Genomic DNA, 12,939 nt, shown 5'->3' on the forward strand with positions numbered 1-12,939 from the left:
CCAACGGATTAAAAAACAGCTAAAAGAATTTATGGATTCTAGTAGATAAGCCTAGCCAAAAGCAGATTAGATGTTTAATAGCCCCGACATACACGAAAATACTTTTGGTGTACCCTATTTCTTTACACCAACAACTATAAAAAAGCAAAAAAATTAGTTAGATAGCACTAACCTTAACAAAAGATTGTAGTATTGGCGGGAACAGATTTACAAAAGCACTACAGGTTTTGCGCTACAAAAAAATTAGTGAAACCTGATTTCGGTTTTAGATTCCTTGCATTTAGTTATCAGGATTTTAACAGATTTTATGTACCTTCATCAACCTAAAACATAAACATTTTTTTTTAATACATCATGGCTACAGGATTACGCGAAGGAATGGCCGATATAGCTCGCCAGGGTTTACTGCAAACTCAGGAGGCGACCTTAGAAACCCGAAACAGAAAGAATAATCTAAACATCGGAATCCCAAAAGAAATATCTTTTCAGGAAAATAGAATTGCTTTAACACCTTTATCTGTAGCGCTTTTGGTTAATAATGGGCACAGCGTTATTTTGGAAAGTGGTGCAGGTATTGCAGCAAATTTTTCTGATACTGAATATGCAGAACAGGGTGCAAAAATTGCCTACGATAAGAAGGAAGTTTTTGATTGTGATATTCTGGTAAAAATAGCCCCACCAATGTTAGAGGAAATTGCTCTAATGCACAAAGGGCAAACCTTAATTTCATCGTTGCAAACCGGAACGTTAAAGCAAGAATATCTTAAAGCTTTAATGCACAAAAAGATAAATGCGTTATGTTTTGAGCATTTGCGTGATGAAGGAAATATTTTGAGCGTAGTTAGAGCAATGAGCGAAATTGTGGGCTCTACATCTATATTAATTGCAGCAGAATATTTAAGCAATGTTACCGGTGGTAAAGGTTTAATGTTAGGTGGTTTTACAGGCGTGCCGCCTACTGAAATTGTAATTTTAGGCGCTGGAACCGTTGGTGAATATGCAGCAAGAACTGCATTGGCTTTAGGTGCAGAAGTTAAGGTTTTCGATAGTTCTATTTATCGCTTACGCCGTTTGCAGAATAATTTAGGGAATAGTAGAGTGTTTACATCTGTAATGCAGCCAATTGTTTTAAACAAGGCCATTGTAACCTGCGATGTTGTAATTGGCGCAATCAGGGCAAGCCATGGACGAAGCCCTTGCATTGTAATGGAAGAAACAGTTGCCCGGATGAAACCACATTCTGTTGTTATTGATGTGAGCATAGATCAAGGCGGTTGCTTTGAAACTTCGGAGGTAACCAACCATACCAATCCAGTTTTCAGAAAATACGATGTGATTCACTATTGCGTTCCGAATATTGCCTCTCGTGTACCAAGAACTGCATCATACGCATTAACAAATATTTTTGCCCCGATTTTATTGGATATTGGTGAATTTGGTGGACTAATGAATATGGTTTGGAATAATCCTGGTATTCGCGAAGCGTTATACATTTACCAAGGCAATGTAACCAATAAAGATTTAGCAGATATGTTTAATTTGCCTTTTAAAGATTTGGAATTGTTAGTGGTTTCTAATCAGTAAATTTTTTTTCGTCATTGCGAGGCACGAAGCAATCTTATAATGAATGTAGATTGCTTCGTGCCTCGCAATGACGACAGCCTAAAAAACTTATGAAAATAACTTTCCTATTTTTGCTTGTTTGCCTTTCTGCATTTGCTCAAACGAAACCGGAAGCATCACAAAAATTAGTTGTAGTTAATTCTTACAATCAATATCTGGCTTCTATCAAAACTAATCCAAACAATGAATTGGTAGAAATAAAAAAAGCCATTCCGAGTATAAAATTAGATATACGATATGCTACAAAAAATAATTTTATGCAGCAGATAATGTATAAACAAGCTAGGGCTTTTGCCAGAAAACCTGTTGTAGAATCTTTAAAAAAAGTGCAAAAAGAGCTAAATAAAAAGGGCTTAGGGTTGAAAATATTCGATGGTTATCGCCCGTATAAAATTACGGTTGAGTTTTACAAAAAAGCAAGTGATAAAAATTTCGTTGCGAATCCGGCAAAAGGCTCTAAACACAATAGAGGTTGTGCGGTAGATTTAACGGTTATCAATTTAAAAACTGGTAAAGAAGTAGAAATGGCAACGCCTTACGATAGTTTTTCGAAAGCTGCAGCCGCAAATTATGAACCTGTAACCGATATTGTTAGAAAAAACCGACAATATTTGATTACAGTAATGAAAAAAAACAAGCTGAATGTTCTAGATAACGAATGGTGGCATTACGATTTTCAAGGTTGGGACAGCTTTGATATTATGGATATTCCTTTTGAAAAGCTATAAATGATGAGGAACGCCAAATTGGTCCATTTTAACTTTGGCTTTATCGCCTTTAACATTTAACCGGAAAATAAAATCATAATCATCATCGGTTAGCTCTTCTCTTGGGCGCTTTCCACCGAAGGCTTCGATAATCTCGAGAACAGTATTTGAATGGCCTGCAATAATAACTTTTTTGCCCAGGTAATTTGCTTTAACACTGTCAACCAGTGCTTTGATATCATTATACTCGATAACTTTTGGTATTACTAAAGAATCTAAAGTTTGTCGCGTTCTTTTGTAAGGTGTGGTATAAGCCGCGTCGAAATTTATCTTTTTTAAAAATTTTGCTAAATCTCCAGCTCTTGTTCTACCTTCGTCAGATAAATCAGGGTTTTTTTCCTGTGGATTCGATTTCTCCTTTTCTGCATGTCTAACTACCCAAACTTCTGTAGTTTGCGCATGTACATTTATCAGAAATAAAATTGATAACGATAAGAGGCAAAAAAACTTTTTCATTGCTTTTGATTTTGGTTATAAATATTCAAAAAAATATCGGATTGAGGAAAATAATATTCTAGAACAGGCTATGTAGTAATTTAAGCTAAAACTGTAATCAATTTCTGTATTTGTTCTTCAGTATGCCAGCTAGAAATAATTACCCTGTTAATTGATGTATTATTTGTTCCCGGATAAGGAAAAGAGGATATTAGAATCTGCTTTTTCAAAAGTTTATCTGCTAATGCTGAATCATTAAATAAAAAAGCCGGAAAATTTGGCTCGAAAGAGCAGTTTGAATCAACCGATTCTTCAAAAAGCGTAATGTTTTCATTAAGCTTTTTTAATTCATTTTTATAAATTTCTTCACCATTTGCAAACGCAAATAAACCAGCAGCTGATGGTGGAGATGCACCAATAAATGTATTGGTAGATTTTAACTGTTCGATTATTTTTTTTGAACCGAGAATTACACCAGCATCAACACCTAATGCTTTCGCCATTGATGCAACCACTACACTTTCTATATTACTGCGTTTTGGAAGTTTTACATAAGCACCATAGCCATTATTATTTATGCCAATTCCATGAGAATCATCAACAATTAGAATTATATTTTTATGGTTATCGATCTGCTCCAAAAAATTGAAATCGTAAATTTCCGGATGAAGGTTATTCATCGAGTTGCTGATTAAAACCCAGTTTTTTTCTTTATCAGAATTTACTGTTTTTATAACATCATTGCTCCAACTTGTAAAGTTTTGGGAAATATTTGTTTGCTGAACTAACCAAAGTGCCGGATGTGTTGAAGGCGCATAAATTACCGAACCAAAATTTGAGAGTTCTTTCACAGCTAACTGGGCTGCCAAATAACCGCTTGATGTGACTAATGCAGCTTCTGCGTTACATCTTTTGGCGGCTTCATTTTCTGCTTCATTATAAATTCCGAGTTGAATATTGTTACTCCGACTCGTACCGTTGTTTAATCCGAATTTCTTTATTCCATCTATATATAATTTAATAAAATCATCATTTTGAGGAATGCCTAAATAAGCCGTTCCTCCAAAATACAAATATTCTTTCCCAGAAAAATTTATTGTGCTGGCGAAGGGTTGATCAATCTCCTTGAAATCTAATTTCATTTATTAATAGCTTCTGCTTAAAGTGTCATTTGCTGCTTTTATAATAGATTTTGCGCCACTATCATCATGGTAAAACTCCCAAAACATTATTCCATTGGCAATATCTTTAGCAAGTTTAGCTTTTTTCTTGGTAGTTGTTACACCGTTGTAATAATATTTTGTGTTGCCAATAAGAGCAGAATCGATATTTACATTAGCGTTTGCCGCAACAATATCGCGATAAGCAAGTGCAGAATTTGCTGCATTTTTTCCATAAGCCGGGATACCCAAAATAGCTTTCTCCTTTGGCATTCCTCTGGTGGTTAACCAATAATTTAAACTTGCAACCGCCATGTTGTAAGAAGCATGTTGGTATGGTTCGGTTTTATCCCAACCGATTCCGTCGTAAACCATAATGTTAAAAAAATCAATCAGTGGAAAAACCTCAGTTTTCAAGCCATCTCTAATACTGCCCGCATAAACGCCAGGTGTAATAGCAGCGCTTAAAAATTTATTGTATTTGTGCAGCGAATCCGATAATTCCTTAATTAGTAAAACGAAATTATCTGCAGAGCCATCTGCTATACTAGGGTATTCCCAATCCATATCTACGCCATCCAAATTATTAGTTTTTGCAAAATTAGTTACGTTTTTTACAAATAAGCTTCGCGATGCTTGTGTAGAAGCCATCGTTACAAAAATACTTCTGGTACCAGAAACGGAAATCCCAAATTTTAATCCATTTGATTTTGCTCTTTGCATAACCGAATTAAAACGTGAGGGTTGTTCCAAAGTAGCTAAAGAACCATCAGGGTTAGGGTTTAGAAAAGCATAAAATAAATGTGTAATCATTTTATATTTCGATGCATTAATTGTTTCCGGGTCGCGGTAGCTTGGAAAATAGGAAACAATTTTAAAAGAATTATCGGGCGTGTAAGATACAGGCTGTAAGGTCGGATCTGGTGGAACCGATTCTCCTTTTTTGCAGGCACTAATTCCGAGTATCAAAATCAGCACATGCCACAGTAATATTTTTTTCATAGGTTCGGTTTTTAGGTTTCCGTTACATACGCAATGCGATTAAATCATTAGTAATTGGTTAAAAATTTTCGTGGATATAAGTTATAATTCTTACCATTTCAGTCCTAACCTCAGCCGTAGGCTTAATGAAATTATTGTTCATGAAAGAATAAATGTATGTTTTACCTTTTTTGGTAATCACGTATCCACTTTGGTTATGAACTCCCCCTAAAGAGCCGGTTTTACCGAAAACGAAAGGTTTATCAGTTTTTGGATAGGCATTTTTTAGCGTTCCGCTTTTTCCGCCGGCAGGCATCATATCAAATAGCTTTTCAGGATTATTAACCAAATGATAAATGGAATCCAATAAATAAACATTATCTCTTGGTGTAAACAAATTCTGTCGAGATAATCCCGAACCATCAATCCATTTTACCTTATCGGGCAAGAAAGACAAATGATTTTTGGTTACATGTTGAATTGCCTTTACAGTACTTAATGTATCTCCAATTTGATTAGAAATAACCAATAACAAATGCTCTGCAATAAAGTTATCGCTTGGTAACATCATGTGTTTTAAAACTGAATCTCGTTTAGCACCTGCTAGAGTTTTTGCATCAGCCGGCATTTTCATCTTAATTAAGCCAATAGTTTTATGTAGGGTATCTGATAAAACTTCAACCGTTGTTTGCGGACTTGTTTTGTAGGGATTTTGCTGATTATAATTCGGCCTAACCGCAACCGCTGGATAATGGAAATTGTTAGTAAGAAAATCTCTTGTGACTTGAAAATTCCCTGTTGTTTTAGTTGAATCGACTGTAAAACAGTGTGTAAAAACCTTCGGTACAATATTTATTTTGTTAGCATTAACATAGCTGGAAGTTACCATATTATCCATAATTGGTAATTCCGTAATTTCTGGCTGATAATAAAAATCGTAATCATCCCATGCCCAACCATCGCCAAAAAAAGTACCTGAATATCTGCCTGGGGCAAAAAATAATTTTTTAGTTGATGCTTGCAAAAAATTGTAAGCCGATTTATCTTTAACATTGAACTGCAAAAACGAAGGGTCTCCTGTACCCCAAAAAATTAATGAATCATTTTTTTCGATGTATCGTAAGGCAGGCATCACCTCTGGAAGCATTTTTAAACTTGCAAAAAAAGTATAGAGTTTTGTGTTAGAAGCGGGTGTAAAATACTTGTCGGCATCTTTTTCGAAAATCATCCTTTTCTCACCCAAATTATAAAGCGCAAAGCCAACCTGATACTGCTGAATTACATCATTGTTTTTAAATTCTTTGGAAACCTTGCGGGCTATCGTTTTATCGGTAGAACAGCCAAATAATAAGCTTGTTAACAGTATTGAAAGGCATAAAATAATATTCAATAATTTGGTGGAAATCATATTTAAAGTTATTATAAATTATACAAACTTATTCGTTAAATTTAATATAATGTTAACCAAATGTAAATCAGCTTTAATTTTAAGGTTCTGCGCCTTAGTTATTTGTATGCTTTTTTTGCTACCTACAAACAAAAGCCATGCACAGGATTTTCATTTTATGGATAAACAGAAAAAACTGTCATTCTCTTTTAAACTTATTAAAAATCTTATTGTAATTCCGGTTTATGTAAACGGCAAAGGACCTTATGATTTTGTGTTGGATACAGGCGTTGGTCCCATGATAATTACAGATCCTTCGATTATCGATTCGTTAGATTTTGCCCTGATGAGAAAAATTAAGGTTTCTGGTTTGGGGCTTGAAACCGTAGAGGCTTTTGTATCACAAAATGTTAGCGCTAGAATTAGCAGGGCAAAGATGGATCATATTCCAACGGCTATCTTGAGAGAAGACTTATTTAATCTTTCTGGCCATTTAGGAACTAAAATTTATGGCCTGATTGGTTATAGCTTTTTTAACAGTTTTGTGGTCGATATCAGGTACACCAATAATAGAATTTTCATCAGCAATCCCGATGCTAAAATAAAATATAAAGGCAGCAAAATTCCAATTTCTATCGAGAACATGAAAGCTTACGTATATGCTGAGGTAGAAGTTCCGGATAGTGGCATTGTGCAAGCCAAATTTTTGATTGATACAGGCGCAAGTCATGCTTTATCTATGGAAATGCTTAACGGCAATATGTTTCCTCAGCCCTTTGTAAAAATTAAAGCTAATTTAGGCATGAGTTTAAGTGGCCAAATTAGAGGTTATTTGGGTCGAATAAAACAATTCTCGATAGGCAATTATGATTTTAAAGATGTGATATCAGGTTTCCCGGATTATCAAGTAATTTCTGAGAAAATTGATTTGAAAAGCCGAAACGGAAACCTTGGTGCAGAACTTTTAAGGAAATTTAACATCCAACTAAACTATCGTGATGGTTTTATGTACGTAAAACCAAATAGCTTTTATAATACCCCATTTGAACATGATATGGTTGGAATGGTTGTTTATCTTGATCAAAAAAATTATACTAGGTATATTATTGGCGAGGTAGATGAAAATTCTCCGGCCGAGAAATCAGGCATATGCCCGAACGATGAAATTATTGGGGTAAATTTTAGAACAATGGATACCTATACCTTAAACGACCTAGCCAATCTTTTTAAATCTGGATCAAATAGAAGTGTGATCCTTGAAATTTATCGCGATGAAAAAGTAATTTTTAAAGTGATCCATCTAGAGCGTCGTATTTGATTGGTAATTTTCAGGTTACAACCCAAAAGCTAATTTTATTGCCTTTAAATTAGCTGCTCAGATTTTCTCCAATGTTTAAAAAGTTAACTTCGCTAATTTTACTTTGTGCATCCGGCTTGCTTGTTAATGCTCAAAATACCGATTCGCTAACTATTGTTAAAACAAAGTGGCAAAAAACGAGGTTGACAAAACAGGTAAAGCTATTTACGCACCATTTTAATACTGGTAATTTATTTTCTGCAAATCAAAACATCTCTTTTGTTGAGGTAAAAAATAGTGGCAAAAAAACTGTATTTGCTATTGGCGCAGAAGCAAAAACACTTATAAATACAAGTGATTTTGCTTTAAGAGATACTGCAATTGCTGCCATCAATGGAAATTTCTTCGATGTAAAAAATGGTGGCTCGGTAGATTTTGTTAAGCTTAATGGAAAAACAATTAACACAAACAGATTAGAAAAGGATAACGCAAGAGCCAGACACCAACAAGCAGCTGTTGTAATAAATAATGGCAAAATCTCAATTAATAAATGGGATGGAACAACAGACTGGGAAACCAAATTGACAGAAAACAATGTTATGCTGAATGGACCGCTGTTAACTTTTGATGGAATAGATGAATTACTTGATTCTGCCGCTTTTAACCGTTTGCGTCATCCAAGAACTTGCATTGGTATAAAGCCAAATGGTAAAATAATTTTATTAACTGTTGATGGAAGGCATGAAAACGCTGCCGGACTAAGCCTCTTTGAACTTACAAAGGTTATGAAATGGTTAGGTTGTAAAACGGCAATAAATTTTGATGGGGGTGGTTCAACTACCTTATGGACCCAGAAAAATGGCGTAATTAATTATCCGAGTGATAACAAAAAATGGGATCATGATGGCCAGAGGAAAGTTGCCAACGTAATTCTTGTTAAGAAAAAATAAATTATTTTGGCCCAAAAATCAGCTTCATACGTTATAATAAATATGATAAAATACTTTTGGCTAGTTATACTTTCATCAACTCTGTTTTTAGCATGCCAATCGGGCAATAAAAGAACCAATCCTAAGCTTAGAGATTTTACTTTCGAGCCTGTGAAAGGTATTAGATATGTTGAAACGAAAAGACGCTTTAGCAACGGTTTATCTTTTAATGAGCAAGGTTTTATGCAAAAACCATCATGGATTATTGAGGTTGCTGCAGAAGATACCATGATGGCTTGGAGCCCGCAAAAGCAAATTATGCAAAAGTTTTACCTACAATATGATCACGGTAACTTATATAATTTTGCCGAAGAATGGTTTAAGGTAAAAGCAATTACTAAAGATAGTTTGGTTTTTCAGCGTGTTCAGGTAAATAATAAAATTGTTGCTAACGATTTTCGTTCGGATGTAAACATGACTTTTTATGCACAAGATTACATCGCTAAAAAGTTAAAAAAACCAGTTGAAGAATTGCAGAAAACAACCAAAGCTGATACGGCATTTATCAAGAAATTATCTGCTAAAACTAACCTAAACAGCGATAGTGCTTTTGCGGCCACAGCTCCCGTTCAGTTTATACCAAAAAGTAAAATAGTAAAAGCTAGCCAAACAGAAGAAGGTGCAGATAAATTAAGCGGCAGAACAGCTTCATATAATTACATGTTCCCGAAATACCGGATTGAAATAGATAGGGCTTACAGAGATTTTACCTACCAATTTAGTGCAATTGTAGATGCAAATGGAGGCATTCACGTAAAAACCGTTCATGGAATTTTAGAAGGGCAAGAAGAACAAAAAAAAGAAGTCGTTCAAGGCATTGCCGATATCTATATTCGCAATCTTTTTTATGTAGTTCCGGGTAGCACATTAGGCATCTCTCATAACAGCGAAATTACAATCGGCATAATAGGCAAGGCAATTAAAAAGCCTTAATAATCATTCGGTTACAAATTTTTAACGTTAAAAAAATGTTAAAAAAATATTTTGATTTTAAAAATTAAAACCTACCTTGCGTTCTTAATTTTAATATTTAATACAATGCAAGAAGGCACAGTAAAATTCTTCAATGTAACTAAAGGCTTTGGCTTTATCGTACCTGCAAACGGCGATAGCGAAATCTTTGTTCATTCAACAGGTCTTATCGACGAAATCCGTGAAAACGACAAAGTTCAATACGAAGTTGCAAACGGTAAAAAGGGCTTAAACGCCGTTAATGTGAAAGTAATTTAATTAACTATCATATTTACAAAAAAAGCCCCGATAAAAATCGGGGCTTTTTCATTTCTAGCTTTTTGATACCATCATACTTTTTGAACAAGTTTTTTTCGTAAAAAGTAATCTACAAATATTAACGCCAGTATTAAATCTATGCCGATAAAAACATATAAGGCGGTTGGTGTTATATAATTTTCTATGCTAAAATTTAACGAAAGGTTTAAGTTAAAATTCGGCATTGTAAAGTTGGTAGTAGAAATTACATAACCAAAAATTCCTAATATAGACATCAAAAAAAACATTGCAATACCGAAAATAATTCGGGTATCTACCTTAGTTTTTAGCACAACGGGAGCTGGTTCAAGTGCTACGTTTTCCATAACGTTTCGGGTAAACGACATTGACGGCGCATCAATTTCAATACCGCTCAAAGTTTCGTTAACAAGCAATAATTCTTCATACTGCTGCTTAATTTCAACATCGGTTGCCAATAAATGCTCAATTTCATTTCTTTCGGCATCGTTGAGGTTGCCATCAATATAATCCCAAAGTTGTTGTTCCATCAAGTTCATAATAACTCCTTTACTTCATCTTTTAACAAAAATTGTAATTTTTCTTTAAGCCTTTGTCTTGCCCGGTGCAATTTTACTTTAATCGTATTCGCTTCCATGTTTAATACTTCAGCAATTTCTTCCAAACTTTGTTCGCCTTTGTAAAACATGGTAATTATTGCAGCGTCATCGGGCAACAAAAGTTTAATCGCATCATTTAAAAAATTATGACTGTTTTGCCTTTCATAAACATTTGCATTTAAACCCGAAGTATGATTTTCAAGCTGCAAAAATGTTTCCTCATCATTTATCGATGATGTATCCAACCGTTTTTTTCGCAAAAAAGTCATGGCTGTTGTATAAGTTATGGTGTACAGCCAGGTACTAAATTTAGCCGTCTGCTTAAAACTTCCCAATGCTTTATAGGCTTTAACAAAGCAATCTTGTGCAATTTCTTCAGCATCTTCGCGGTTTTTTGCAAAGCGCAAAGCAAGCGTAAATACAAACCGTTGATGACGTTTAACCAACAAGGCATATTGCCCGGTATTTCCAGTCAAAACGTCGTTTATCAACTCTAAATCTGTAAGCTCTTGCTTCATGCTTTTGGTAAGACTACAATACCAAGATAGAGGTTACAGATAATTTCGAGTTTGTTAATTTTTCGCAGAAACTTCCAAGTTAATATTTTAGAAACGAATGTTTATACGTTATGGCAGCCTCAATCCCGCTTTGCGGCTAAAGCAGTCTGCAATGAATGGCTTGTTCATTAAAGCCAATGTATTGTGGAACTTTGCCTATGATCATTGCCGTTGGTTTCAACCAACGGATATTAAAGCATTAAAAAATTTTGAATAAAAGCTTAGAAGGATTCCTTGTATACACCATGCAACCTCAAAAATGAAAGATTGTTTTTGCCATTTAGCCCCTTTTGAAACGATACCCTGCAGCGAGGAAGTATGACGAGCGAAGCGTAAAGTGTAAAACGGGAAGACAGAAAAATAGTAGCTCTTGAACTTGCGCTTCAAGAAGAAATAAATTTTAATGCGTTGCAAAAAACTTTAAGCCTGCAATAGAGCCTATTAAGGTACAGATAAAAAATATGCGCCAAAATGTTGCCGCTTCGTTGAAATAAATAATCCCGATAATTACCGTACCAACAGCGCCAATACCTGTCCAAACGGCGTAAGCTGTACCCATTGGTAAGGTTTGCGACGCTTTATTTAAAAGTAAAAAGCTGAGTGCAATGCAGATAAAAAACCCTATGCTCCATTTTACGTTGCTAAAGTTGTTCGATAATTTTAGGCAAGTGGTAAATCCAACTTCAAAAAGTCCAGCAATAATTAATATAATCCAATTCATAACAATGTGTTTCGGCAAAGTTAAGGCACATTTTTGGGCTTAAATTTTACAAATGTTAAAAAAAGGATTTATTTTATGGAAGCCCTTATTCGGCTGAGTGTAACTTGCGTTACGCCTAAAAATGAGGCAATATGCTTTAGGGCTACTCGCTTTATAAGTTCGGGCGATTGATTTATAAAATCTTGGTAACGTTCGGCCGCTCCTTTAAATGCTCTGTCGATTAGCCTTCTTTCGGTAGCAATTAATTCTTGTTCAACAATTTTTCGTCCCCAGTTTGCAATTTCCAAATCGTTATTATAAAGCCCAAACAAATCGTTTATATTAATTTTCAGTAAAATGGAATCTTCCAGAAGCTCTATGTTTTCGTAACCGGGTTTATTGTTTATGTAGCTATTAAACGAGAAAAGAATGCTTCCGCTTTCTCCAAACCAAAACGTAATTTGCTGATTTTCGCCGTTGGAATAAGCCCGGGCAATGCCTTGCTCCAAGATATAGAAGTAAGGTTCAATTTTATCGGCATGAATTAAAAGCGTTCCCTTTGGATAAGCAACAGCAGAAGCATGGGCAGAAATTTTTGCCAAAGCTTGTTTACTTAGCAAGCTAAAAACGGCTAGTTTCTCTAATTGATTAATCAATTTTAATAATTTTTTATAAAGCTATAATTTTTTTGCCGCCTTGCTGTAACCTGATTTAAAAGTGTGTTGTCATAATACACAGAACACGGTTCAAAATAATTAAAGAAATATTTACACTAAAAAATTATAATCATGGAAGGCGGAATATTAGTACCCATCTCAATTTTCTTAGGCACCTTTGCAATGGTGTTTGGAATTCGTTATTTATCTAACAAAGAAAAAATGGCAATGATCGAACGCGGTATCAATCCAGGTATCGGCAAATCGGCGCCACGACCATATTTAAGCCTAAAATTTGGCTTACTACTGGTAGGTTTAGGCATAGGTTTATTGGTTGCCCTATTTACGGTTCGTAGCGTTTTCGGACCAGACATGACACACCAGGAAGAAGGCCAATCGGTTGCCATTTACTTTGGATGCTTAGGCGTTTTCGGTGGATTAGGCTTAATTACATCATTCCTTATCGAGAAAAAAGCAATTGATAAGTAAGCTACGTTATAAACACCCTTAACGTTTACCTCATGTATCGGGTATATTTTC

General features: G+C 34.9%; 15 protein-coding genes. 7 read left to right on the forward strand and 8 right to left on the reverse strand.

The window, feature by feature from the left end:
- Positions 1–354 precede the first annotated feature (354 nt).
- A complete protein-coding gene (locus QWY86_RS07920) occupies positions 355–1,584 on the forward strand; it encodes an alanine dehydrogenase (RefSeq protein ID WP_290240619.1) in 1,230 nt (409 codons plus the stop codon).
- Positions 1,585–1,673: 89 nt separating this feature from the next.
- Positions 1,674–2,351, forward strand: coding sequence for a M15 family metallopeptidase (locus QWY86_RS07925; protein WP_290240621.1), 678 nt, complete (start codon positions 1,674–1,676; stop codon positions 2,349–2,351).
- Here the strand turns inward: QWY86_RS07925 and QWY86_RS07930 are convergent.
- The 4 genes from QWY86_RS07930 to QWY86_RS07945 all read right to left on the reverse strand — a co-directional run bounded on the left by QWY86_RS07930 (position 2,346) and on the right by QWY86_RS07945 (position 6,374).
- Positions 2,346–2,846 (reverse strand): phosphoglycerate mutase family protein, encoded by a 501-nt coding sequence (locus QWY86_RS07930; protein ID WP_290240622.1) that lies wholly within the window; start codon positions 2,844–2,846, stop codon positions 2,346–2,348. The two genes, QWY86_RS07925 and QWY86_RS07930, sit on opposite strands and share 6 nt — an antisense overlap.
- 80 nt (positions 2,847–2,926) lie before the next feature.
- Positions 2,927–3,967 carry an aminotransferase class I/II-fold pyridoxal phosphate-dependent enzyme gene (locus QWY86_RS07935; protein WP_290240624.1) on the reverse strand — a complete coding sequence of 347 codons (1,041 nt, stop codon included), beginning with the start codon at positions 3,965–3,967 and terminating at the stop codon, positions 2,927–2,929.
- Positions 3,968–3,970: 3 nt separating this feature from the next.
- Positions 3,971–4,987 (reverse strand): glycosyl hydrolase family 18 protein, encoded by a 1,017-nt coding sequence (locus QWY86_RS07940; RefSeq protein WP_290240626.1) that lies wholly within the window; start codon positions 4,985–4,987, stop codon positions 3,971–3,973.
- 58 nt (positions 4,988–5,045) lie between these two features.
- Entirely contained in the window at positions 5,046–6,374 is a 1,329-nt protein-coding gene (locus tag QWY86_RS07945) for a D-alanyl-D-alanine carboxypeptidase (protein WP_290240628.1), read from the reverse strand.
- A 157-nt stretch (positions 6,375–6,531) separates the two neighbouring features.
- Between QWY86_RS07945 and QWY86_RS07950 the strand changes: the two genes are divergently transcribed.
- From QWY86_RS07950 to QWY86_RS07965, 4 genes are all read left to right on the forward strand, one after another.
- On the forward strand, positions 6,532–7,671 hold the full coding sequence (locus tag QWY86_RS07950; protein WP_290240629.1) for an aspartyl protease family protein: 1,140 nt from the start codon (positions 6,532–6,534) through the stop codon (positions 7,669–7,671).
- A 71-nt stretch (positions 7,672–7,742) separates the two neighbouring features.
- Entirely contained in the window at positions 7,743–8,600 is an 858-nt protein-coding gene (locus QWY86_RS07955) for a phosphodiester glycosidase family protein (RefSeq protein WP_290240632.1), read from the forward strand.
- Between the two features lie 42 nt (positions 8,601–8,642).
- Positions 8,643–9,572 carry a hypothetical protein gene (locus QWY86_RS07960; protein WP_290240635.1) on the forward strand — a complete coding sequence of 310 codons (930 nt, stop codon included), beginning with the start codon at positions 8,643–8,645 and terminating at the stop codon, positions 9,570–9,572.
- Positions 9,573–9,677: 105 nt separating this feature from the next.
- Positions 9,678–9,869, forward strand: coding sequence for a cold-shock protein (locus QWY86_RS07965; protein ID WP_025141747.1), 192 nt, complete (start codon positions 9,678–9,680; stop codon positions 9,867–9,869).
- A gap of 71 nt (positions 9,870–9,940) precedes the next feature.
- Here QWY86_RS07965 and QWY86_RS07970 read toward each other — a convergent pair whose 3' ends face one another.
- From QWY86_RS07970 to QWY86_RS07985, 4 genes are all read right to left on the reverse strand, one after another.
- A complete protein-coding gene (locus QWY86_RS07970) occupies positions 9,941–10,417 on the reverse strand; it encodes an anti-sigma factor family protein (protein ID WP_290240644.1) in 477 nt (158 codons plus the stop codon).
- A 5-nt stretch (positions 10,418–10,422) separates the two neighbouring features.
- On the reverse strand, positions 10,423–11,004 hold the full coding sequence (locus QWY86_RS07975; RefSeq protein WP_290240646.1) for an RNA polymerase sigma factor: 582 nt from the start codon (positions 11,002–11,004) through the stop codon (positions 10,423–10,425).
- Positions 11,005–11,443: 439 nt separating this feature from the next.
- Positions 11,444–11,764, reverse strand: a complete 321-nt coding sequence (locus tag QWY86_RS07980; RefSeq protein WP_290240647.1) for a DMT family transporter — start codon at positions 11,762–11,764, stop codon at positions 11,444–11,446.
- Positions 11,765–11,832: 68 nt separating this feature from the next.
- Positions 11,833–12,399, reverse strand: a complete 567-nt coding sequence (locus QWY86_RS07985) for a Crp/Fnr family transcriptional regulator (protein ID WP_290240649.1) — start codon at positions 12,397–12,399, stop codon at positions 11,833–11,835.
- A 132-nt stretch (positions 12,400–12,531) separates the two neighbouring features.
- On the opposite strand from QWY86_RS07985, the gene QWY86_RS07990 reads away from it, so the two are divergent.
- Entirely contained in the window at positions 12,532–12,888 is a 357-nt protein-coding gene (locus tag QWY86_RS07990; RefSeq protein WP_290240651.1) for a DUF6249 domain-containing protein, read from the forward strand.
- Positions 12,889–12,939 lie beyond the last annotated feature (51 nt).

Source organism: Pedobacter aquatilis, from assembly GCF_030409415.1.
Lineage (GTDB): Bacteria > Bacteroidota > Bacteroidia > Sphingobacteriales > Sphingobacteriaceae > Pedobacter > Pedobacter aquatilis.

Coding starts and splice junctions, on each gene's coding strand:
- QWY86_RS07965 (WP_025141747.1), top strand. CDS start 9,678: ATGCAAGAAGGCACAGTAAAATTCTTCAATGTAACTAAAGGCTTTGGC.
- QWY86_RS07980 (WP_290240647.1), bottom strand. CDS start 11,764: ATGAATTGGATTATATTAATTATTGCTGGACTTTTTGAAGTTGGATTT.
- QWY86_RS07925 (WP_290240621.1), top strand. CDS start 1,674: ATGAAAATAACTTTCCTATTTTTGCTTGTTTGCCTTTCTGCATTTGCT.
- QWY86_RS07955 (WP_290240632.1), top strand. CDS start 7,743: ATGTTTAAAAAGTTAACTTCGCTAATTTTACTTTGTGCATCCGGCTTG.
- QWY86_RS07950 (WP_290240629.1), top strand. CDS start 6,532: ATGGATAAACAGAAAAAACTGTCATTCTCTTTTAAACTTATTAAAAAT.
- QWY86_RS07970 (WP_290240644.1), bottom strand. CDS start 10,417: ATGGAACAACAACTTTGGGATTATATTGATGGCAACCTCAACGATGCC.
- QWY86_RS07930 (WP_290240622.1), bottom strand. CDS start 2,846: ATGAAAAAGTTTTTTTGCCTCTTATCGTTATCAATTTTATTTCTGATA.
- QWY86_RS07960 (WP_290240635.1), top strand. CDS start 8,643: ATGATAAAATACTTTTGGCTAGTTATACTTTCATCAACTCTGTTTTTA.
- QWY86_RS07945 (WP_290240628.1), bottom strand. CDS start 6,374: ATGATTTCCACCAAATTATTGAATATTATTTTATGCCTTTCAATACTG.
- QWY86_RS07990 (WP_290240651.1), top strand. CDS start 12,532: ATGGAAGGCGGAATATTAGTACCCATCTCAATTTTCTTAGGCACCTTT.
- QWY86_RS07920 (WP_290240619.1), top strand. CDS start 355: ATGGCTACAGGATTACGCGAAGGAATGGCCGATATAGCTCGCCAGGGT.
- QWY86_RS07935 (WP_290240624.1), bottom strand. CDS start 3,967: ATGAAATTAGATTTCAAGGAGATTGATCAACCCTTCGCCAGCACAATA.
- QWY86_RS07975 (WP_290240646.1), bottom strand. CDS start 11,004: ATGAAGCAAGAGCTTACAGATTTAGAGTTGATAAACGACGTTTTGACT.
- QWY86_RS07940 (WP_290240626.1), bottom strand. CDS start 4,987: ATGAAAAAAATATTACTGTGGCATGTGCTGATTTTGATACTCGGAATT.